18 protein-coding genes, 4 tRNA genes and 1 other RNA gene are annotated in these 22,590 nt (G+C 57.9%); 20 read left to right on the top strand and 3 right to left on the bottom strand.

Features of this window, described 5'->3' with window-relative positions:
* Positions 1-5 precede the first annotated feature (5 nt).
* Together ppx and rhlB are read right to left on the bottom strand one after the other, a co-directional pair.
* Positions 6-1,502: an exopolyphosphatase gene (gene ppx, locus ACRAWE_RS21480; protein ID WP_432525857.1), complete on the bottom strand. Its 1,497-nt coding sequence runs from the start codon at positions 1,500-1,502 to the stop codon at positions 6-8.
* Between the two features lie 5 nt (positions 1,503-1,507).
* Entirely contained in the window at positions 1,508-2,794 is a 1,287-nt protein-coding gene (gene rhlB, locus ACRAWE_RS21485; RefSeq protein ID WP_025160400.1) for an ATP-dependent RNA helicase RhlB, read from the bottom strand.
* 131 nt (positions 2,795-2,925) lie between these two features.
* Here rhlB and trxA point away from each other — a divergent pair, with 131 nt between their 5' ends.
* From trxA to ACRAWE_RS21585, 20 genes are all read left to right on the top strand, one after another.
* Positions 2,926-3,252, top strand: a complete 327-nt coding sequence (trxA, locus tag ACRAWE_RS21490) for a thioredoxin TrxA (protein ID WP_004934187.1) — start codon at positions 2,926-2,928, stop codon at positions 3,250-3,252.
* 399 nt (positions 3,253-3,651) lie between these two features.
* Positions 3,652-4,911 carry a transcription termination factor Rho gene (gene rho / locus ACRAWE_RS21495; protein WP_004934188.1) on the top strand — a complete coding sequence of 420 codons (1,260 nt, stop codon included), beginning with the start codon at positions 3,652-3,654 and terminating at the stop codon, positions 4,909-4,911.
* 296 nt (positions 4,912-5,207) lie between these two features.
* A complete protein-coding gene (wecA, locus tag ACRAWE_RS21500; RefSeq protein WP_432525858.1) occupies positions 5,208-6,305 on the top strand; it encodes a UDP-N-acetylglucosamine--undecaprenyl-phosphate N-acetylglucosaminephosphotransferase in 1,098 nt (365 codons plus the stop codon).
* A gap of 20 nt (positions 6,306-6,325) precedes the next feature.
* Entirely contained in the window at positions 6,326-7,378 is a 1,053-nt protein-coding gene (gene wzzE / locus ACRAWE_RS21505) for an ECA polysaccharide chain length modulation protein (RefSeq protein WP_432525890.1), read from the top strand.
* 87 nt (positions 7,379-7,465) lie between these two features.
* Positions 7,466-8,596, top strand: coding sequence for a non-hydrolyzing UDP-N-acetylglucosamine 2-epimerase (gene wecB / locus ACRAWE_RS21510; protein ID WP_432525859.1), 1,131 nt, complete (start codon positions 7,466-7,468; stop codon positions 8,594-8,596).
* Positions 8,593-9,855 (top strand): UDP-N-acetyl-D-mannosamine dehydrogenase, encoded by a 1,263-nt coding sequence (wecC, locus tag ACRAWE_RS21515; protein ID WP_432525860.1) that lies wholly within the window; start codon positions 8,593-8,595, stop codon positions 9,853-9,855. Before wecB ends, wecC begins: the two co-directional genes overlap by 4 nt.
* On the top strand, positions 9,846-10,919 hold the full coding sequence (rffG, locus tag ACRAWE_RS21520) for a dTDP-glucose 4,6-dehydratase (RefSeq protein WP_432525861.1): 1,074 nt from the start codon (positions 9,846-9,848) through the stop codon (positions 10,917-10,919). The genes wecC and rffG overlap by 10 nt, the downstream gene beginning before the upstream one ends.
* Before the next feature lie 48 nt (positions 10,920-10,967).
* Positions 10,968-11,849 (top strand): glucose-1-phosphate thymidylyltransferase RfbA, encoded by an 882-nt coding sequence (rfbA, locus tag ACRAWE_RS21525; protein WP_432525862.1) that lies wholly within the window; start codon positions 10,968-10,970, stop codon positions 11,847-11,849.
* On the top strand, positions 11,827-12,558 hold the full coding sequence (gene rffC / locus ACRAWE_RS21530) for a dTDP-4-amino-4,6-dideoxy-D-galactose acyltransferase (RefSeq protein WP_432525863.1): 732 nt from the start codon (positions 11,827-11,829) through the stop codon (positions 12,556-12,558). Before rfbA ends, rffC begins: the two co-directional genes overlap by 23 nt.
* A complete protein-coding gene (gene rffA / locus ACRAWE_RS21535; protein ID WP_432525864.1) occupies positions 12,545-13,675 on the top strand; it encodes a dTDP-4-amino-4,6-dideoxygalactose transaminase in 1,131 nt (376 codons plus the stop codon). Before rffC ends, rffA begins: the two co-directional genes overlap by 14 nt.
* A 1-nt stretch (position 13,676) precedes the next feature.
* On the top strand, positions 13,677-14,927 hold the full coding sequence (gene wzxE / locus ACRAWE_RS21540; RefSeq protein ID WP_432525865.1) for a lipid III flippase WzxE: 1,251 nt from the start codon (positions 13,677-13,679) through the stop codon (positions 14,925-14,927).
* Entirely contained in the window at positions 14,924-16,009 is a 1,086-nt protein-coding gene (locus tag ACRAWE_RS21545) for a TDP-N-acetylfucosamine:lipid II N-acetylfucosaminyltransferase (protein WP_432525866.1), read from the top strand. The genes wzxE and ACRAWE_RS21545 overlap by 4 nt, the downstream gene beginning before the upstream one ends.
* Positions 16,006-17,373, top strand: coding sequence for an ECA oligosaccharide polymerase (wzyE, locus tag ACRAWE_RS21550; protein ID WP_432525867.1), 1,368 nt, complete (start codon positions 16,006-16,008; stop codon positions 17,371-17,373). Before ACRAWE_RS21545 ends, wzyE begins: the two co-directional genes overlap by 4 nt.
* A 14-nt stretch (positions 17,374-17,387) precedes the next feature.
* Positions 17,388-18,128 (top strand): lipopolysaccharide N-acetylmannosaminouronosyltransferase, encoded by a 741-nt coding sequence (gene wecG / locus ACRAWE_RS21555; RefSeq protein ID WP_019452552.1) that lies wholly within the window; start codon positions 17,388-17,390, stop codon positions 18,126-18,128.
* Positions 18,129-18,492: 364 nt separating this feature from the next.
* Positions 18,493-19,896, top strand: coding sequence for a bifunctional threonine/serine APC transporter ThrP (thrP, locus tag ACRAWE_RS21560; RefSeq protein WP_019452551.1), 1,404 nt, complete (start codon positions 18,493-18,495; stop codon positions 19,894-19,896).
* A gap of 135 nt (positions 19,897-20,031) precedes the next feature.
* Positions 20,032-20,108: transfer RNA gene (locus ACRAWE_RS21565), tRNA-Arg, on the top strand.
* A 60-nt stretch (positions 20,109-20,168) separates the two neighbouring features.
* Positions 20,169-20,244, top strand: a tRNA-His gene (locus ACRAWE_RS21570).
* 41 nt (positions 20,245-20,285) lie between these two features.
* Positions 20,286-20,372, top strand: a tRNA-Leu gene (locus ACRAWE_RS21575).
* Positions 20,373-20,446: 74 nt separating this feature from the next.
* A tRNA-Pro gene (locus ACRAWE_RS21580) sits at positions 20,447-20,523 on the top strand.
* A 32-nt stretch (positions 20,524-20,555) separates the two neighbouring features.
* Positions 20,556-20,684, top strand: a non-coding RNA gene (locus ACRAWE_RS21585) — RtT sRNA.
* A gap of 707 nt (positions 20,685-21,391) precedes the next feature.
* On the opposite strand, the gene hemY is transcribed toward ACRAWE_RS21585, so the two are convergent.
* Positions 21,392-22,588 carry a protoheme IX biogenesis protein HemY gene (hemY, locus tag ACRAWE_RS21590; RefSeq protein ID WP_019452550.1) on the bottom strand — a complete coding sequence of 399 codons (1,197 nt, stop codon included), beginning with the start codon at positions 22,586-22,588 and terminating at the stop codon, positions 21,392-21,394.
* Between the last annotated feature and the right edge of the window lie 2 nt (positions 22,589-22,590).

A 22,590-nucleotide genomic window follows, 5' to 3' on the forward strand; every position in this document is an offset into this window, starting at 1 on the left:
TCATTTCAACGTTGCTCTTCCAGCCGCAGCGTCCAGTGGACGTAACTCTGCCAGTGGCTTTCCTGCTCCAGCGCTTCGGCACGCAGCGGATGCTGTTCCAGCCAGCCTGGCGGCAAGATCACCGTCAGTTCATCATCCTGATTGGCGCGTAAACGCACCGCCGGCAGCGTGTCGTCGCGGCGGCGGCTGGCGAAGATGATCGCCAGGCGCAAAATGCGGCACAGACGCTGCGCGGTGCGCGGCGGCAGGGCGTTTTGCTGGTTCAACAGCGACAGGTCGAGGGTGTTGCTCTGGTTTTGCAGCAGGGTGGCCAGCAGTTTTTTCTGCGCCGGGGTAAAGCCGGGGAGATCCAAGTGGCGAATCAGGTAGGCGGCATGTTGCGGCGCCTGCTTGAAATCGACGCTGAGGCCGAGCTCGTGGATTAGACAGGCGCTGTGCAGCAGCTCGCGACATCGCGCATCCAACTGCCACTCGTTGGCGACCTGCTGCGAGAAGTTGGCGGCGAGCTGGCTGACGCGTTCGGCCTGCTCGGTATCGATCAGGTAACGACGTTGCAGGTTGCGGATAGTGCGAATGCGGATATCCTGTTCCACCGGCAGATGCAGCATGCCGTAAACCAGGCCTTCGCGCAGCGCCCCGCCGGCCAGCATCATGCTCTCGATGCCCAGCTCCTGGAAGATGGCCAGCAGAATGGACAGGCCGCTTGGAAACACCAGCGCGCGCTCCAGCGTTAACCCTTCTATCTCCAGCTCTTCCAGCTTGCCGCACTGAATGGCGCGTTGTTTCAGCTGGCGCAATTTGGCCAGGGTGATGCGCTCATCCATGCCTTGCGCCACCATGATCTCCTGCAGCGCTTGCACGGTGCCGGAAGCGCCGACGCAAACCTGCCAACCCTGCTGGCGCAGCTGTGGCGCGATCGGCCGCACCATTTCGCGCGCGGCCTGTTCGGCGCGCTCGAAGTTTTCTTGCGCGAGGTTGCGATCGCTGAAGTAGCGTTCCAGCCAGGTGACGCAGCCCATCGACAGGCTATACAGCTGCAATGCCTGCGCGCCGGTGCCGGTGACCAGTTCGGTGCTGCCGCCGCCGATATCGACGACCAGCCGCTGATCCGGCCCGCCGGTGGTGTGTGCGACACCGTGATAAATCAGCCGCGCCTCTTCTTCACCGCTGATCACCTGTACCGGGCAGCCGAGGATGTGCTCGGCGGCCTGCAGAAACTCATCGGCGTTGGACGCCAGACGCAGCGTGGCGGTGGCGACAACGCGGATTTGCTCGCGCGGAATGTCCTGCAGGCGTTCGGAGAACAGCCGAAGACACTGCCAGCCGCGCTGCATGGCCTCATGCGACAGGTGATTGTTCTGATCCAGCCCGGCCGCCAGGCGCACTTTGCGCTTGATCCGCGCCAGAGTCTGAATGCTGCCGGCCACCTCGCGCACCACCAGCATATGGAAGCTGTTGGAGCCGAGATCGATGGCAGCATAAAGCGTGCTGGAACTGAGCATGGCGATCAGCTCGAACGTTTACGGTTGTTGCGCGGCGCGCCGCCGCGACGAGGCGCGGAGTTGCGACGTGGGCCGTTGCCGCCGCGCGGACGCGACAGGCGCTTCGGCGCCGGCAGATCGGTCAGCAGCGCATCGCTGTTGTACTTGCTCACCGGAATGCTGTGGTCGATATAGGTCTCGATCGCCGGCAGGTTGAGCGCGTACTCTTCACAAGCCAGACTGATGGAGTGACCGCTGGCGCCTGCGCGGCCGGTACGGCCGATGCGGTGCACGTAGTCTTCGCAGTCGTCAGGCAGATCGTAGTTGAAAACGTGCGTGACGGCAGGGATGTGCAGACCGCGCGCGGCGACGTCGGTGGCGACCAGGATATCGAGGTTGCCCTTGGTGAAGTCGTCGAGGATGCGCAGGCGTTTTTTCTGCGCCACGTCACCGGTCAGCAGGCCGACGCGGTGACCGTCGGCGGCCAGGTGGCCCCAGATGTCTTCGCAGCGGTGCTTGGTGTTGGCGAAGATGATGGCGCGATCCGGCCACTCTTCTTCGATCAGCGTCTGCAGCAGACGCATTTTTTCTTCGTTGGACGGGTAGAACAGCTCTTCTTTAATGCGGTGGCCGGTTTTCTGTTCCGGTTCCACTTCAACATATTCGGCGTTGTTCATCTGCTCGAAGGCCAGCTCGCGTACGCGATAGGACAGGGTGGCGGAGAACAGCATGTTCAGGCGTTGATCGGCCGCAGGCATGCGACGGAACAGCCAACGGATGTCTTTGATAAAGCCCAGATCGTACATGCGATCGGCTTCATCCAGCACGACAACCTGCATCGCGCCGAGATCGACATAGTTCTGTTTGGTGTAATCGATTAAACGGCCGGTGGTGCCAATCAGAATATCCACGCCGCTTTCCAGCACTTTCAGCTGTTTGTCGTAGCCGTCGCCGCCGTAGGCCAGGCCCAGTTTCAGGCCGGTGGTCTGGGAGAGAGCTTCCGCATCGGAGTGGATTTGCACCGCCAGTTCACGCGTAGGCGCCATGATCAAGGCGCGCGGCTGATTGGTCTGGCGATCCTGTTTCGCCGGGTGAGTCAGCAAATAGTGAAAAGTAGACGCCAAAAACGCCAGCGTCTTTCCGGTACCGGTTTGCGCCTGACCTGCAACGTCACGCCCGGAGAGCGTGAGCGGCAATGCTAACGCCTGGATGGGCGTGCAATTGTGAAACCCTTTTTTCTCAAGGGCTTCAAGGACTAACGGGTGCAGGGCGAAGTCGGAAAACTTCTGTTCGGTCAAGTGTGTTTTGCTCATAGTGTGGTAGAATATCAGCTAACTATTGCTTTACGAAAGCACATCCGTTGAAATAAACGCGGTGCAATAAAATCACCTTGAGTTGGTTAATGCTACACCAACAAGGTAGACATAATCCTGTGGAGTAGAACATGAGCGATAAAATTATTCACCTGACTGACAGCAGCTTCGAAGCCGATGTGCTGAAAGCGGAAGGGCCGATCCTGGTCGATTTCTGGGCTGAATGGTGTGGGCCGTGCAAGATGATTGCTCCGATTCTGGATGAGATTGCCGAAGAGTTCGAAGGCAAGCTGACCATCACCAAGCTGAATATCGATCAGAACCCGGCTACCGCGCCTAAGTACGGTATCCGTGGCATCCCTACGCTGTTGCTGTTCAAGAACGGTGAAGTGGCCGCGACCAAGGTGGGCGCGTTGTCCAAAGGTCAGCTCAAAGATTTCCTGAACGCGAATCTGTAATCGGGCGGGAAGCCCCATATCAGGCGGCTGGCGGTGATGTTCAATTCACCGCTAGACGCCTGCCAAGAAGCGTGTTAAGTTTAACCACACTGCATATAGAACTTGCCCGAAGTTTTAAATCTAAAGAGTTTGAATCTAAAGCTATACTCTGTGTTGAACCACTGGCGTTGAAAGTAAACTGAACTCAGCCCGTGTTTTGGCAATCAAACGGTTTTGCAAAATCATTTTTAAGGTACCTTCGATCTTCAACCGTCAATGCGTACGCCCGATGTAAGCCATTTCTTACCGCGACGGCTCTGCGCCCGGTGATCGAACGTCCAGTAGACAGGCACGCATTTCGCTGCCATACCATTCACGATACAAGTTCGAGACATACCCCGAGTTTAAGAACCCACCATTATGAATCTTACCGAATTAAAGAATACGCCGGTTTCTGAGCTGATTACTCTCGGCGAAAATATGGGGCTGGAAAACCTTGCCCGCATGCGCAAGCAGGACATTATCTTCTCCATTCTGAAGCAACATGCGAAAAGCGGAGAAGATATCTTCGGCGACGGCGTGCTCGAGATATTGCAGGATGGATTCGGTTTCCTCCGCTCTGGAGACAGTTCCTACCTCGCCGGTCCCGACGACATCTATGTATCCCCTAGCCAAATCCGCCGTTTCAACCTCCGCACAGGTGACACCATTTCCGGTAAGATTCGTCCGCCAAAAGAAGGCGAGCGCTATTTTGCCCTGTTGAAAGTCAACGAAGTCAACTACGACAAGCCGGAAAACGCCCGCAGCAAGATCCTGTTCGAAAACTTGACGCCGCTGCACGCCAATTCACGTCTGCGGATGGAGCGCGGCAACGGCTCGACCGAAGACCTGACGGCGCGCGTACTGGATCTGGCGGCGCCGATTGGCCGCGGCCAACGTGGCCTGATCGTGGCACCGCCGAAAGCCGGTAAAACCATGCTGCTGCAGAACATCGCGCAGAGCATCGCCTACAACCACCCAGACTGCGTGCTGATGGTGCTGCTGATCGACGAGCGTCCGGAAGAAGTGACCGAGATGCAACGTCTGGTGAAAGGCGAAGTGATCGCCTCGACCTTCGACGAGCCGGCTTCGCGTCACGTGCAAGTGGCCGAAATGGTGATCGAGAAGGCCAAGCGCCTGGTTGAACACAAGAAAGACGTTATCATTCTGCTCGACTCCATCACCCGTCTGGCGCGTGCCTACAACACCGTGGTACCGGCCTCCGGCAAGGTGCTGACCGGTGGTGTGGACGCCAACGCCCTGCACCGTCCGAAGCGTTTCTTCGGTGCGGCGCGTAACGTGGAAGAGGGCGGCAGCCTGACCATCATCGCGACTGCGCTGGTTGATACCGGTTCGAAGATGGACGAAGTGATCTACGAAGAATTTAAAGGCACCGGCAACATGGAATTGCACCTGGCGCGTAAAATCGCCGAGAAACGCGTATTCCCTGCGATCGATTACAACCGTTCCGGTACCCGTAAAGAAGAGCTGCTCACCACCTCCGAAGAGCTGCAAAAAATGTGGATCCTGCGCAAAATCATTCACCCGATGGGTGAGATTGACGCGATGGAGTTCCTCATTAATAAGTTGGCGATGACCAAAACCAACGATGAATTCTTCGATATGATGAAACGCTCATAATTCGTTAAAAAATTCGCTGAACGCCACGCCTAGTCGTGGCGTTTTTCGCTTTTGGCGGATACGATAAGTAGCAGTAATGGAAAAGTAAGTTGTTTCCTCGACTTATTGAGAATTCATCTTGTTTGTCGGTCGGTTCTGCGCCGATCGGCTTTGCTGCTGTCATTTTGTCAGCCGAAGCGAAGAAAATAGGCATGAATCACCGTTGTCATAGGAAATGACCGAAAGGTGGCGGGGGCCGATGGCACAAGCTATTGCCCGTGGTAAGCTGCCTTATCTTCTACAGAGATCTGTTAACTGTGAACTTACTCACTATGAGTACTGAAATTCTATTTGTTTTCCTGTTTTCTTTGGCTTTTCTCTTTGTTGCCCGCAAGGCGGCAAAACGTATTGGTCTGGTAGATAAACCCAATTATCGCAAACGCCACCAGGGGCTGATTCCGCTGGTCGGCGGTATTTCCGTTTATGCCGGGTTGTGCTTCGCGTTTTGGATTTCCGAGCAACCTATCGCACACGCCAAGCTTTATCTTACCTGCGCCGGCATTCTGGTGTTTGTGGGGGCGCTTGACGATCGTTTCGACATCAGCGTTAAAATTCGCGCCCTGGTGCAGGCGTTGGTCGGCATTGCCATGATGGTCTTCGCCGGGCTGTACCTGCGCAGCTTCGGCCATGTGCTGGGCGACTGGGAGATGCTGCTGGGGCCGTTCGGCTATCTGGTGACGCTGTTCGCGGTATGGGCGGCGATCAACGCTTTCAACATGGTCGACGGCATCGATGGTCTGCTGGGGGGACTGTCGTGCGTCTCCTTCGGCGCGCTGGGCCTGTTGCTGTACCTGAGCGGCCATCATGAGCTGGCGTTCTGGTGCTTTGCGATGATCGCCACCATCGTTCCCTATATTTTGCTCAACCTCGGTATCCTCGGCCGCCGTTATAAGGTGTTCATGGGGGATGCCGGCAGTACCCTGATCGGCTTTACCGCCATTTGGCTGCTGCTGCAAAGCTCGCAGGGAAAGGCACACTCGATTAACCCGGTGACCGCGCTATGGATCATCGCTATTCCGCTGATGGACATGATAGCAATCATGTATCGTCGTTTACGCAAGGGGATGAGCCCCTTCTCTCCCGATCGTCAACATATTCACCACCTGATCATGCGCGCCGGCTTTACGCCGCGGCAGGCTTTCGTGTTGATCACCCTGGCGGCCGCCTTGCTGGCGGCGGTTGGCGTGATCGGCGAGCGCCTGACTTTTATCCCAGAGTGGGTTATGTTGGCATTATTCTTGCTTGCTTTCTTCCTGTACGGTTACTGCATCAAGCGCGCCTGGCGGGTTGCGCGGTACATTAAGCGTATCAAGCGCCGCTTGCGGCGTTCGGGCGATAACAAGCAAGTATCTTAACCAGAGGCTTTTTGGCTGTGATGAATCCAGAAACAACGTCTGACAAGCATACCCCGGCGGTGGATAACGAACTCGATATCCGCGGCCTGTGCTGCACCCTGTGGCGCGGCAAACCGTGGATTATCGGCATTGCGGTGCTGTTCGCGGCGGTCGCGCTGATCGTCTCTTACCTGGTTAAGCAAGAGTGGAGCGCCACCGCAATCACGGACAGACCTACGGTGAATGCGCTGGGCGGTTACTACTCGCAGCAGCAGTTCCTGCGTAATCTGGACGTGCGTACGTTGCCGGCGACGGCCGGCGATCAGCCGAGCATCGCGGACGAAGCATACAATGAGTTCATCATGCAGCTAGCGGCTTATGATACGCGTCGCGATTTCTGGCTGCAGAGCGATTACTACAAGCAGCGTCAGGAAGGGGATGCCCGCGCCGATGCGGCATTGCTCGACGAACTGATCAACAACATCCTGTTCACGCCGCGCGACGACAAGAAAGTGCCGAACGACGGCGTGAAGCTGACGGCGGAAACCGCTGCGGACGCCAACCGTCTGCTGCGCCAATACGTGGCCTTCGCCAGCCACCGCGCGGCCCTGCACCTGAACGAAGAAATTCAGGGCGCCTGGGCCGCCCGCACCACCTCGATGAAGGCGCAGGTCAAGCGCCAGGAAGCGGTGGCGGAGTCGGTTTACAAGCGTGAGCTGAACACCACGCAGCAGGCGCTGAAAATCGCCGAGAGCCAGGGGATCAGCCGTACACAAACCGACACCCCGGCCGAACAACTGCCGGATTCGGATCTGTTCCTGTTGGGCCGGCCAATGCTGCAGGCACGTCTGGAAGGCCTGCAGGCTTCCGGCCCGACCTACGATCTGGATTACGATCAGAACCGTGCGATGCTGGCGACGCTGAACGTTGGCCCGACGTTGGATGAGAAGTTCCAAACCTATCGCTATTTGCGTACGCCGGAAGAGCCGGTAAAACGCGACAGCCCACGCCGGGTCTTCTGGCTGATTCTGTGGGGCGCGATGGGCGCTTTGGTTGGCGCGGGTGTTGCCTTGGCGCGTCGGCCGCGTAATTAAAAAAATAATACAATAATCTGATGCAGGGCGCGTGAGCGCCCCATTCGCAGGCGGGGCCTGCGATTAACCGACCAAAAGAGATTCGCTGTGAAAGTGTTGACTGTTTTCGGCACCAGGCCTGAAGCCATTAAGATGGCACCGCTGGTACATGCACTGGCCCAGGACGAGGCCTTTGACGCAAGAGTCTGCGTAACGGCACAGCATCGAGAGATGTTGGATCAGGTTTTGCGGTTGTTTGAGATCACGCCGGATTACGACCTGAACATCATGAAACCCGGCCAGGGGCTAACGGAGATCACCTGCCGCATTCTGGAAGGGTTGAAAGGGGTGCTGGAAGATTTCAAACCGGACGTGGTGCTGGTGCACGGCGATACCACCACCACGCTGGCGACCAGCCTGGCGGCGTTCTATCAACGCATCCCTGTCGGGCATGTCGAGGCCGGCCTGCGCACCGGCAATCTGTATTCTCCCTGGCCGGAAGAGGCCAACCGCAAACTGACCGGCCATTTGGCGATGTACCATTTCGCGCCAACCGAGAACTCACGCCAAAATCTGTTGCGCGAGCTGCTGCCTGACAACCGCATTTTCGTGACCGGCAATACGGTGATCGACGCGCTGTTCTGGGTGCGCGATCGCGTGATGAGCGATGCCGCATTGCGGGCTAGCCTGGCGCAGCGTTACCCGTTCCTCGACGCCGACAAGAAACTGATTCTGGTCACCGGCCATCGCCGCGAAAGCTTTGGCGGCGGCTTTGAGCGAATTTGCAGCGCGCTGGCGGAGATCGCTCGCAACCATCCGGAAGTGCAGGTGGTTTATCCGGTGCATCTCAACCCGAACGTCAGCGAGCCGGTGAATCGCATTTTGAAAGGCATCGACAACGTCATGCTGATCGAACCGCAGGACTATCTGCCGTTTGTCTATCTGATGACGCACGCTTACATGATCCTCACCGATTCGGGTGGCATTCAGGAAGAAGCGCCGTCGTTAGGCAAACCGGTGCTGGTGATGCGTGATACCACCGAACGCCCGGAGGCGATAGATGCGGGCACGGTGCGTTTGGTCGGCACTGACGTGGCCAAAATTGTTGAAGCGGTGACCCGGCTGTTGACGGACGAAAGCGAATATCACGCCATGAGCCGGGCGCACAACCCATACGGTGACGGGCATGCTTGTCACCGTATCCTCGAGGCTTTAAAGAATCATCAGGTGACGCTATGAGTTTTAACACTATTTCGGTTATCGGCCTGGGTTATATCGGCTTGCCAACGGCGGCGGCGTTTGCCTCCCGCAAGAAAAAAGTGGTGGGCGTAGATGTTAACCAACATGCGGTAGATACCATTAACCGCGGTGCGATCCACATCGTCGAACCGGATCTGGACAAAGTGGTCAAGGAGGCTGTCGACGGCGGTTTCCTGCAGGCGGTAACCAAACCGCTGGCGGCCGATGCGTTCCTGATCGCGGTGCCTACGCCGTTCAAAGGCGACCATGAGCCGGATCTGGCCTTTGTTGAAGCGGCGGCGAAATCGCTGGCGCCGGTGCTGAAAAAGGGTGACCTGGTGATCCTTGAGTCCACTTCGCCGGTGGGCGCCACCGAACAGATGGCGGCATGGTTGGCGCAGGCGCGCAGCGATCTGAGCTTCCCGCAGCAAGCGGGCGAAGCGGCGGACGTGAATATCGCCTACTGCCCAGAGCGCGTGTTGCCGGGGCAGGTGATGGTGGAACTGATTCAAAACGACCGCGTGATCGGCGGCATGACGCCGAAGTGTTCGGCGCGCGCCAGCGAGCTGTACAAGATTTTCCTCGAGGGGGAATGCGTGGTTACCAACTCGCGCACCGCCGAGATGTGCAAGCTGACGGAAAACAGCTTCCGCGACGTGAACATCGCCTTTGCTAACGAACTGTCGTTGATTTGCGCCGAACAGGGGATCAACGTCTGGGAACTGATTCGCCTGGCGAATCGCCACCCGCGGGTGAATATTCTGCAGCCGGGGCCAGGCGTCGGCGGCCACTGCATCGCCGTCGATCCGTGGTTTATTGTGGCGCAGAACCCACAGCAGGCACGCTTGATCCACACCGCGCGTCTGGTGAACGACGGCAAACCGCTGTGGGTGGTCGATCGGGTGAAAGCGGCGGTGGCCGATTGCCTGGCCGCCACCGACAAGCGTGCGTCTGAGGTGAAAATCGCCTGCTTCGGCCTGGCCTTCAAGCCGAATATCGACGATCTGCGTGAAAGCCCGGCGGTAGAAGTCGCTCACCTGATCGCCGAATGGCACGTTGGCGAAACGCTGGCGGTGGAACCGAATGTAGAACAGCTGCCGAAGGCGCTGGCGGGCCATGTGACGTTGACGCCGATCGCTGAGGCGTTGCAGCAGGCCGACGTGATCGTGATGTTGGTCGATCACCAGCAGTTCAAGGCCATCCGGCCGGAAGATGTAAAACAAACATGGGTTGTTGATACCAAAGGAGTATGGCGTTGAAACGTATTTTAGTTACCGGTGGTGCCGGTTTCATTGGCTCCGCAGTCGTGCGGCACATCATCGAGGCTACCGGCGATAACGTGGTGGTGGTGGATAAGCTGACCTATGCCGGTAACCTCGAGTCGTTGGCGGTGGTGGCTGAGAGCGAGCGCTATGCTTTCGAGCAGGTCGACATCTGCGATCGCGCCGAGTTGGATCGGGTATTTGCCCAGTATCAGCCGGACGTGGTGATGCACCTGGCGGCGGAAAGCCACGTCGATCGCTCTATTGACGGCCCGGCGGCGTTTATCGAGACCAACGTGGTCGGCACTTACACCCTGCTGGAAGCGGCGCGCCACTACTGGCAGCCGTTGGCGGCGGAGAAGAAGCTGGCTTTCCGTTTCCATCATATCTCCACCGACGAAGTGTACGGCGATTTGCACGGTACCGACGATCTGTTCACCGAAACCACGCCGTATGCGCCGAGCAGCCCATACTCCGCCTCCAAGGCGTCAAGCGATCATCTGGTGCGTGCCTGGTTGCGTACCTACGGTTTGCCGACCCTCGTCACCAACTGTTCGAACAACTACGGTCCTTATCACTTCCCGGAGAAGTTGATTCCGTTGGTGATCCTGAATGCGGTAGCCGGCAAACCGCTGCCGGTATACGGCAACGGCGCGCAGGTGCGTGACTGGCTGTATGTCGAAGATCACGCACGCGCGCTCTATCAGGTCGTGACCGAAGGTGTGGTGGGCGAAACTTACAATATCGGTGGTCATAACGAGCGTAAGAATATCGAAGTGGTGCAGACCATTTGCGATCTGCTGGAAGAACTGGCGCCGAACAAACCACAGGGCGTGGCGAACTACCGCGATCTGATCACTTATGTGAAGGATCGCCCGGGCCACGATATGCGTTACGCTATCGACGCCGGCAAAATCGATCGTGAGTTGGGTTGGCGGCCGCAGGAAACTTTCGAAAGCGGCATTCGTAAGACGGTGGCCTGGTATTTGGCTAACGAAACCTGGTGGCGACGGGTGCAAGACGGCTCTTATGCCGGCGAGCGTTTGGGTTTGTCAGATTAATTTAACGCCGCGCCGCTTTGCGGCGGAGCGGCGGGTTTTGGAGTAAGTATGAAAGGTATTATTCTGGCTGGCGGTTCCGGTACGCGTCTGCATCCGATCACTCGTGGCGTGTCCAAGCAACTGCTGCCGATCTACGACAAGCCGATGATCTATTACCCGATGTCGGTGCTGATGCTGGCGGGGATCCGTGACATTTTGATCATCTCGACCCCGGAAGATCTGCCGTCCTTCGAACGTTTGTTAGGCAACGGGGAACAGTTCGGTGTCAATCTCAGCTACGCTGCGCAGCCTAAGCCGGAAGGTCTGGCGCAGGCATTTCTGATCGGCGAGGAATTTATCAACGGCGATTCTTGCTGCCTGGTGTTGGGAGATAACATCTTCTTCGGCCAATCTTTCAGCCCGAAATTAAAAACCGTTGCGGCCCGCACCGAAGGCGCCACCGTGTTCGGCTATCAGGTGATGGATCCCGAGCGCTTTGGCGTGGTGGAGTTTGACGACAATTTCCGCGCGCTGTCGATCGAAGAAAAGCCGAAGAAACCAAAATCCGATTGGGCGGTGACCGGTCTGTACTTCTACGATAGCCAGGTGGTGGAGTTCGCCAAGCAGGTGAAGCCCTCCGAGCGTGGCGAGCTTGAAATCACCAGCATCAACCAGATGTACCTGGAGCGCGGTGAGCTGACCGTAGAGCTGTTGGGGCGTGGTTTCGCCTGGCTGGATACCGGCACGCACGACAGTCTGTTGGAAGCCAGCAGCTTCGTACAGACGGTCGAGAAACGCCAAGGCTTTAAAATCGCCTGTCTGGAAGAGATTGCCTGGCGTAATGGCTGGCTGGATGACAAGGGGCTGAAACGCGCCGCCACCTCATTGTCCAAAACGGGCTACGGCAAGTATTTGTTGGATCTGCTGCATGTGCGTCCACGCCACTATTGAGCCTTTGGCGTGGGAAAGCGAGTTTTTCGCGCTAGACAGCGCGAAACTTAGCTTCTCCTCCTCGGCCCCGGCGCTTGCCGAGGCCGACTTGGCGGCTTACGCCCTGACGCAGGCAAAAATTCCCGCGCAGCAACTGGCATTGGCGGATGGCCTGGCTGGATTGGGATTCCGTTTGGTTGAAGGCGAGGTCGATCTGGTCCTGGCCCTCGAGGATGGACGAGCGGATGAATCCGGTGACGGCACTGGGACTTCTCGCCTGGCGACTGAGGCCGATATTCCGGCATTGCGCGCTGCTGCGGCTCAAGCGTTCACCGTCAGCCGCTTTCGCGCGCCTTGGTATCAACCTGATGACAGCGGCCGATTTTATGCCTTGTGGATCGAAAAGGCCGTTTTAGGCACTTTTGATCATCAGTGCCTGTTGGCACTGGACGAACAGGGGCGGCCAGAGGGATTTGTCAGCCTGCGTAATCTGGGCGGCCAGGAAATGCGCATTGGCCTGCTGGCGGCTTTCCCCGGCGCATCTGGCCGGGGCATTGGCACTCGGCTGATGGCGGCGGCGATCGCCGAAAGTCGGCGCCAGGGGATGCAGCGCCTGCGGGTCGCGACCCAGATAAGCAATATTGCCGCATTACGACTCTATCAACGACAGGGTGCCGTGATTGAAAGCACCGCGTACTGGTTATACAGAGGTAGACATGATTCCATTTAACGCTCCACCGGTTGTTGGCACTGAACTGGAATATATGCAGGCTGCCATGGGCAGCGGCAAGTTGTGCGGCGACGGCGGCTTTACCCGTCGCTGCCAGCAGTGGATGGAGCAGCGTTTCGGCAGCGCGAAAGTATTGCTGACGCCTTCCTGCACCGCGTCGTTGGAAATGGCCGCCATTCTGCTGGATATTCAGCCGGGTGACGAAGTGATCATGCCGAGCTTTACCTTCGTGTCCACCGCCAACGCCTTTGTGTTGCGCGGCGCCAAAGTGGTGTTCGTCGACCTGCGTCCGGACACCATGAACATCGACGAAACCAAAATCGAAGCGGCGATCACCGATAAAACCCGCGTGATTGTGCCGGTACACTACGCTGGCGTCGCCTGCGAGATGGATACCATCATGGCGCTGGCGAAGAAATATAACCTGTTCGTGGTGGAAGACGCCGCGCAGGGTGTGATGTCGACCTACAAAGGCAAGGCATTGGGCACCATCGGCCATATCGGCTGCTTCAGCTTCCATGAAACCAAAAACTATACTGCCGGCGGTGAAGGCGGTGCGACGCTGGTGAACGATCCGGCTCTGGTCGATCGGGCGGAAGTCATCCGCGAGAAAGGCACCAACCGCAGTCAGTTCTTCCGTGGGCAGGTCGACAAATACACCTGGCGCGACATCGGCTCCAGCTATCTGATGTCTGACCTGCAGGCCGCCTACCTGTGGGGCCAGCTGGAAGTGGCGGAACGCATCAATCAGCGCCGCCTGTCGCTGTGGCAGAAGTACCACGACAGTTTCCTGCCGCTGGCGCGAGCAGGGCGCATCGAGCTGCCGAGCATTCCGGCGGACTGCGTGCATAACGCGCATATGTTCTATATCAAGCTGCGTGATATCGAAGAGCGCACAGCCTTTATCGACTACCTGAAGGAAGCCGAGATCATGGCGGTGTTCCACTATATCCCGCTGCATGACTGCCCGGCCGGCGAACGTTTTGGTCGTTTTGCCGGCGAAGACCGATACACCTCACAGGAAAGCGCGCGTCTGGTGCGCTTGCCGTTGTTCTACAATATGTCCGATGTTAATCAGCGTACGGTAATCAATACTATCCTGAGCTTCTTCGCCTGATATGTCGCTGGCAAAAGCATCGATATGGACCGCCGGCTCCACGCTGATCAAAATCGGCGTGGGGTTGTTGGTGGTGAAACTGCTGGCGGTGGCGTTTGGCCCCAGCGGGGTGGGGCAGGCAGGTAACTTCCGCCAGTTGATTACCGTGCTGGGCGTGCTGTCCGGCGCGGGTATTTTTAACGGCATTACCAAATACGTGGCGGAGTACCACCAGGATCCGCAGCGTCTGCGTCTGGCGGTCGGCACCGCGTCGAGCATCGTGCTGGGCTTTTCGACCTTGTTGGCGCTGGTGTTTCTGTTCGCCGCCGAGCCGATCAGCATAGGGCTGTTCGGGCATGCCGATTATGTCGGGGTGGTGCGCGCCGTGGCTTTCATTCAGATGGGTATCGCCTACGCCAACCTGTTTATGGCGGTGCTGAAAGGCTATCGCGATGCGATGGGTAATGCGCTGACGGTGATAGGCGGCAGCCTGATCGGCGTGGTGGCTTACTATCTGTGTTTCAAGCTGGGCGGCTATGAAGGCGCGCTGGCGGGGCTGGCGCTGGTGCCGGCGTTGGTGGTGTTGCCGGCAGGGTTGATGTTGTGGCGGCGCAAAACGTTGCCGCTGCGCTATCTGGCACCGCGCTGGGACAAACCGGTGGCCGGCAACCTCGGCAAATTCACCATCATGGCGTTGATCACCTCGGTGACGTTGCCGGTGGCCTACGTGATGATGCGTAACCTGTTGGCCGCGCATTACGGTTGGGATGAGGTGGGGATCTGGCAGGGCGTCAGCAGTATTTCCGATGCCTATCTGCAGTTTATCACCGCCTCGTTTACCGTCTATCTGCTGCCGACGCTGTCGCGGCTGACGGACAAGGGCGCCATCTCGCGAGAGATCGTTCGCTCGCTGAAATTCGTGCTGCCGGCGGTAGCGGCGGCGAGCTTTACGGTGTGGTTGCTGCGCGATTTCGCCATTTGGCTGCTGTTCTCGGACAAATTCGTTGCCATGCGCGATCTGTTTGCCTGGCAGCTGGTGGGCGATGTGCTGAAAGTCGGGGCTTATGTGTTCGGCTATCTGGTGATCGCCAAAGCGTCGCTGCGCTTTTATATCCTGACAGAAGTCAGTCAGTTTCTGCTGCTGACGCTGTTCTCGCACTGGCTGATCCCGCTGCACGGCGCGCTGGGAGCGGCTCAGGCCTATATGGCAACCTACATCGTGTATTTCGCGCTCTGTAGCTGCGTGTTTCTTATTTATCGTAGACGAGTATGACCACACTGATTCACGTTCTGGGATCCGATATCCCGCATCATAACCAGACGGTGCTGCGCTTCTTCAACGACGTGCTGGCGCCGCGTTTGCCGGCTGAGCAGACGCGGCATTTTATGGTGGCGGCCAAGGATGTGGCGGCGTTGGGGGCGTTTCCCGCCCTTAATATTGAGCCTTACGCCGACAAGAAGAGTTTGGCGGCGGCGGTGATCGCCCGCGCCCAGTCCGATCGTGATGCGCGTTTCTTCCTGCATGGCCAATTTAATCCGGGGCTGTGGCTGGCACTGCTGAGCGGCAAGATCAAGGCGCGCCAGGTCAGTTGGCATATTTGGGGCGCCGATCTGTATGAAGACGCCACCAGCTGGAAATTCCGCCTGTTCTATCTGCTGCGGCGCATTGCGCAGGGGCGGGTGGGGAACGTGTTCGCCACTCGTGGCGACGTGATTCACTACCAGCAGCGCCATGTGCGGGTACCGGCCTCGCTGCTGTACTTCCCGACCCGCATGGACCCGGCGCTGACCGATGTTCACGTCGAAAAAAATCTGGCCGGGCCGATGACGATTCTGGTGGGTAACTCCGGCGATCGTAGCAATCGGCATATCGAAGCGCTGCAGGCGATTCATCAGCAGTTTGGCGCCGACGTGCGCGTGATCCTGCCGATGGGCTATCCGGCCAACAACGACGCCTACATCGAGCAAGTACGCGCCGCCGGATTGCCGCTGTTCGGTGAGAAAAACCTGCAGCTGCTCACGCAGCAGGTGGCGTTTGAGGATTACCTCAATATTCTGCGCGCCTGCGATCTCGGCTATTTCATTTTCAATCGCCAGCAGGGGATCGGCACCCTGTGCCTGCTGATTCAGTTCGGCGTGCCTTTCGTGCTCAGCCGGCAGAACCCGTTCTGGCAGGATCTGGCGGAACAGCACCTGCCGGTGCTGTTCTACGGCGATTCGCTGGACGAGGCGGTGGTGCGCGAAGCGCAGCGCCAGCTGGCGGCGGTGGATAAACAGGCGATCGCCTTCTTCAATCCGAACTATGTCGACGGCTGGCAGCAAGCCCTGGCGCTGGCGGCGGGAGAGCACTCATGACGTTGGCGCAATTCGGCGGCCTGTTTGTCGTCTATCTGGTCAGCCTGACGTTTATTCTGACGCTGACCTATCAGGAGTTTCGGCGCGTGCGCTTTAACTTCAACGTCTTCTTCTCGCTGCTGTATTTGCTGACGTTTTATTTCGGCTTCCCGCTGACCTGCCTGCTGGTGTTTCAGTTTGACGTCGAGGTGGTGCCGGTGGAGTTCCTGCTGTACGCCCTGCTGTCGGCGACGGCGTTTTACGCCATCTATTACGTCACCTACAAGACGCGGCTGCGCAAGCGGCGCGTTCAGCCGCGCGCGGTGCTGTTCACCATGAACCGGGTAGAGACCCATATGACCTGGGTGTTGCTGGCGCTGGTGGCGATCGGTACCGTTGGGATCTTCTTCATGCAGAACGGCTTCCTGCTGTTCAAGCTCAATTCCTACAGCCAGATCTTCTCCAGCGACGTGTCCGGCGTGGCGCTTAAGCGGTTCTTCTACTTCTTCATTCCAGCCATGCTGGTGGTCTATTTCCTGCGACAGGATCTGCGCGCCTGGTTCTTGTTCCTGGTGGCGACGGTGGCGTTCGGCATTCTGACCTATGTGATCGTCGGCGGCACCCGCGCCAATATCATCATCGCCTTCGCACTGTTCCTGTTTATCGGCATCGTGCGCGGCTGGATCACGCTGTGGATGCTGGCGGCGGCGGGCATATTCGGCGTGGTCGGCATGTTCTGGCTGGCGTTGAAGCGCTACAGCCTGGACGTCAGCGGCGCGGAAGCGTTTTATACCTTCCTCTATCTGACTCGCGATACCTTCTCGCCGTGGGAAAACCTGGCGCTGCTGCTGCAAAATTACGACAAGATCGACTTCCAGGGGCTGGCGCCGATCGTGCGTGATTTCTATGTCTTTATCCCAACCTGGCTGTGGCCGGGCCGGCCGGACGTGGTGCTGAACTCGGCCAACTATTTCACCTGGGAAGTGCTGAACAACCACTCCGGGCTGGCGATTTCCCCGACGCTGATCGGTTCGCTGGTCGTGATGGGCGGCGCGCTGTTTATTCCGCTCGGTGCGATTCTGGTGGGCATGATCATCAAGTGGTTCGACTGGCTGTACGAGTTGGGCAAAACCGAACCGAACCGCTACAAGGCGGCTATCCTGCAAGGCTTCTGCTTCGGCGCGGTGTTCAACATGATCGTGCTGGCGCGCGAAGGGGTGGACTCCTTCGTGTCGCGCGTGGTGTTCTTCTGCATTATTTTCGGCGCCTGTCTGGTGCTGGCGAAGTTGCTGTATTGGCTGTTCGATACCGCCGGGTTGATCAAGGCCAGAGTGACGCGCGCTCGCGCGCCGGCGTCTCCGCCTCGGGCGAGCGGTCTTTTGTAAGGGTAATGAGAACGATGGAAGCAAAGATTTCGGTGCCGCAGTACGAGCTGCGCGGTTTCAGCCTGTGGGGCTTTCGCGATATGGCGCATTGCATGGACTTTTTGTTCGACGGTGGCCGGGTAAAGCAGGGCACGCTGGTAGCGATGAACGCGGAAAAGATCCTGAAGGCGGAAGAGGACCAGGCGCTGCATGCGTTGCTGGATGAGGCGGAGTACAAGTACGCCGATGGCATTAGCATGGTGCGTTCGATCCGCCGCAAATACCCGGCGGCGGAGGTTTCGCGCGTCGCGGGCGCCGATCTTTGGGAAGCCTTGATGCAGCGCGCCGGGCAGGAAGGCACGCCGGTCTTTCTGGTCGGTGGCAAGCCGGAAGTCTTGGCGGAAACCGAGCAGAAGCTGCGCAGCCAGTGGAATGTCAACCTGGTGGGCAGCCAGGACGGCTATTTCAAGCCGGAGCAGCGAGAGGCGCTGTTCGAGCGTATTCGCGCCAGCGGCGCCGCCATTGTGACGGTAGCGATGGGATCGCCGAAGCAGGAGATTCTGATGCGTGATTGCCGCAAGGTGCATCCGCAGGCGCTGTACATGGGCGTAGGCGGCACCTATGACGTGTTTACCGGGCACGTGAAGCGTGCGCCCAAGGTCTGGCAGAACCTCGGCCTGGAGTGGCTCTACCGCCTGCTCAGCCAGCCCAGCCGCATCGGCCGGCAGTTGAAGCTGTTGAAGTTTGTCGGCTACTACTACCGCGGCAAGATGTAACCCCTCATTCGGGGCGGAAAGTGTTGTTCCGCCCCGGTCTGCTATACCAATAATCTGTTTTTGCCCATTTCTCCCGCATATCTATAACCCCCGGCCCTAAACGCCGCCGCATTTATTCCATAAAGTTTTAAATTGCGGTTTGCTTATAGCGGCGAAATGCGAAACGATACCGCCCGGAAATTATCCCTGGCCGCTGCGCCTGTTGCGCCAGCGCTGAACGATGTTCTTCTCACGGTAACTTCGCTCCGACTACCCGTTGATGCCAACCCGATCGGCAGGGGATGATTTATTCTTTTAATAATGACAATAACGACCGGCAGCGGCCGGCAGGCAAACACAACCCGAGAAAAATTATTGAGGATTTATGGCACACAAAGAGAAACCGCAAGGGCTACACCGGGGCCTTGAGGCCCGGCATATCGAGCTTATCGCTCTGGGGGGCACCATCGGTGTCGGCCTGTTTATGGGGTCGGCCAGTACGCTGAAGTGGGCGGGGCCATCGGTGCTGCTGGCTTACATCATCGCCGGGCTGTTCGTGTTCTTCATTATGCGTTCGATGGGGGAAATGCTGTTCCTCGAGCCGGTCGCCGGGTCGTTCGCCGTTTACGCGCATAAATACATGAATCCCTATTTCGGCTATCTGACCGCCTGGGGCTATTGGTTTATGTGGATCGCCGTCGGCATTTCGGAGATCACCGCCATTGGGGTGTATGTGCAGTTCTGGTTCCCCGAAATACCGCAGTGGGTGCCGGCGCTGATCGCCGTGGCGATGGTGGCGCTGGCCAACCTGGCGGCGGTGCGCCTGTACGGTGAGCTGGAGTTCTGGTTCGCCATGATCAAGGTCACCACCATCATCGTGATGATTCTGGTGGGGCTGGGGGTGATCTTCTTCGGTTTCGGCAACGGCGGTGAACCCGTTGGTTTCGCTAATCTGACGGCGCACGGCGGCTTCTTCGCCGGCGGCTGGAAAGGCTTCCTGTTTGCGCTGTGCATCGTAGTGGCGTCCTATCAGGGGGTAGAGCTGGTGGGCATCACCGCCGGGGAAGCCAAGAATCCTCAGGTGACGCTGAAACGCGCGATCAACAATATCCTGTGGCGTATCCTGATCTTCTATGTCGGCGCCATCTTCGTCATCGTTACCATCTTCCCGTGGAACGGCATCGGCACCACCGGTAGCCCGTTCGTACTGACCTTCGCCAAGATTGGCATCGTCGCCGCCGCCGGCATCATCAACTTCGTGGTGTTGACCGCCGCGCTCTCCGGCTGCAACAGCGGCATGTACAGCGGCGGCCGCATGCTGTACGCCCTGGCCAAGAACCGCCAGCTGCCAGCGGCGTTGACCAAGCTTTCCGCCAGCGGCGTGCCGGTCAACTGCATCGCCGTCACCATCGGCTGCCTGTTGGTGGGATCCGCGCTGAACTACATCATCCCTAATCCGGAGCAGGTGTTCGTCTACGTCTATAGCGCCAGCGTACTGCCGGGCATGGTGCCGTGGTTCGTGGTGCTGATTAGCCAACTCTATTTCCGCCGCGCCCACAAGGAAGCGATCAAAAACCACAGCTTCAAGTCGATCATGTTCCCGTATGTGAACTATCTGACCATCGCTTTTCTGGTGTGCGTGCTGGTCGGTATGGGAATCAACCCGGATACGCGGATTTCCCTGCTGGTCGGGGCGATTTTCTTAGCCGGCGTCAGCCTGTGCTACTTCGCTTTCGGCATGCACAAGAAACATCATCCGGCTGAAAATCGGGTAGAAACGCGCCAATAAACGGTGAAAAGGGGCTACGGAGTGCGCTTTTGTGCGTGGGAGTGAGCAAAGCGTAATCAAACGCAACATTTCTGCGAAAAAGCACTAGACAGAATTGGCGTAAATCCGTAGTATCCCCTCCCGCAACGGCGCTACGCGCCCGTAGCTCAGCTGGATAGAGCGCTGCCCTCCGGAGGCAGAGGTCTCAGGTTCGAATCCTGTCGGGCGCGCCATTAAGTTTGTGCGCAGGAGCTGCGGTGGTAATATTACCGCGTGAGTAAGAAGTAGTAATGGTGGCTATAGCTCAGTTGGTAGAGCCCTGGATTGTGATTCCAGTTGTCGTGGGTTCGAGTCCCATTAGCCACCCCACTTCCTAACGAAGTGAAGATTTAGCAGTATTTTGTGACAGTGCGAAGGTGGCGGAATTGGTAGACGCGCTAGCTTCAGGTGTTAGTGTTCTTACGGACGTGAGGGTTCAAGTCCCTCTCTTCGCACCACGCAAAATATCTGATAAATATAAGATTTATATGGACAATGGTCTGATAAATCGGGTAGTATAAGCAACATAAATCGGCGAGTAGCGCAGCTTGGTAGCGCAACTGGTTTGGGACCAGTGGGTCGGAGGTTCGAATCCTCTCTCGCCGACCACTTTCAAAGAAACCGACGCAAGTCGGTTTTTTTACGTCTGTAGTTTATGAGGATGAGTACCTCCGCAGGAGGTTCGCGCCTCGCGAAGCGAGGCAACGTTGCTTTAGCAACGGCCCGCAGGGCGCGCATCCAAGATGCACGTAATCCTCTCTCGCCGAACGCTTTCAAAGAAACCGACGCAAGTCGGTTTTTTTACGTCTGCAGTTTATGAGGATGAGCTTATGCTCAGCATGGCGAGACGAAAAATGAGCAGCCTGTGCAACCCTGTGCGGGTTTTTTGCCGGTCTGGAGTTGGCGCCTTGTTTATACCGGCAAGCCTGTTGGTTTTCAGCGACAGTATCGCCTGATGCTGTCGTCAGTTTGAGACAAATAATCAATTGATTTTAAACAACATAATCAGCTTTGGCTTAAGTCGTCGTTGCGAGGCGACATCTTCAGATCTGCCGTCGGTATGGAACGAAGGGTGCGGCACATGACGAGGAAGGCGGAGTTAAATAAAAAATAGATATATTTCAATGTATTGAATTCTATTTTTTATGGATGGTCGCTTTAATCTAAAAGTTGGCACGGCAAGTGCAATATCTACAGCGTAGATGCTCATTCCATCTCTTATGTTCGCCTTAGGCTTCATAAACCCTGGGAATGACGCAGAGCCGATTTAGGGTGCCTATCGCCCACGAGAACGATGACTAACCCGTCATCACGCTCAGGGCAGAACGTTGAGTGAGGCACCGCCCCTGTTGTCCTAGACCTGATTGCTTCTTTATACACTTGCCATGCGGCAAGTGTTTTTTTTTTCGCTTCAGCCAGCTCGCGGGCAAAAAAAAGCGCGGCATCGGGGCCGCGCTTCTCTCAACCGAACGGGGCGTTACTCGCCGCCGTTCTGTTTCAGCGTTAACATCAGCCCTTCACGCCGCATCTGTGCCGCTTCATCCGAACGGTGCAGTTTCTCCAGCGTATCGGCCAACCAGGCGTAATCATAGGCGTCCGGGCGCTGCTTCAACGCTTCGCGGAAGGCGTCGGCCGCCTGCTGCCATTCGCCGTGCTTCATCAGCAACTGCCCCAGCGTGCTGTTCAACAGCGGCGTCGCGCCGTGTTGTTTCATCTGCTGGCGCAGCGCTCTCTCCAACTGCTCGGGATTGCCGGACTTCAGCCGCGGCAGCAACAGCACCAGACGCTCGTCGTATTGGCGCTTCAGGCTGTCGAGCACAATTTCCTGCGCCAGTTCATGGTCGTTGCATTCGATCAGGTGCTCCACCATCGCGATTTGCAGCGGCACTTCGTGACGCGTCTTGCGGCTCTGATCTTTCCACCAGCGCTTCAGGCCTTCGCTGCCTTCGTCCGCCATCGCCTGATTCATCAGCCCGATGTAAGCCTGTTGCTGCAGGGCCTGCAGCTGCTCTTCACTATGCAGTTCGATTTTACGCATCGACGGCAGCACTTCCAGCAGCGACGCATAGGCGCCGGTGCGCAGATAGGCTTGTTCCGCCAGGCGCAGCACTTCCGGATGGCGCGGAGCCTGGTTCAACAGACGATCGACGCCGTGGCGCGCGGCGTGGTTCTCGCCCTGTGCCAGCTGAATGCGAACCCGGGTGATATCCACCGGCAGCTGATCGGTGTCGGCGGCTTCGGCGGCGCGTTCCAGATACTGGTTGGTGCGGAAGTCATCGCCGCGTTGCTGCGCGGCCTCGGCGGCCAGCAGGTAGTTCACCACCGGCTGTTCGGCGTGGTCGGCGTTGCGTGTCATCAGCTTTTCAACCTGCTTGTAGTCGCCTTCCGCCAGTTTGATCAGCGCGGCTTTGGTTTGCTGGCGCGCGCGGGTGCGCTTGCGGCCGATAAACCAACCGCGCGTGCGGGCGCCGGTACGGAAAATTCGGCGCAGGATCCACTCGATCGCCAACAGCACCACGAACAGCAGCACCAGCATGATCACCAGGCCGGTGACGCTGGTTTCAATATTGTAATTATCGGTCTGAATCAGCACATAGCCCTGATGCCCGGCTAACATCGGCCCGAGCACCACGCTGGCGATCACCACCAGAAACAGAAATAGCACGCGTAACATGG

It is taken from the genome of Serratia sp. BFP-2025, assembly GCF_050880365.1.
Taxonomy (GTDB): domain Bacteria; phylum Pseudomonadota; class Gammaproteobacteria; order Enterobacterales; family Enterobacteriaceae; genus Serratia; species Serratia surfactantfaciens.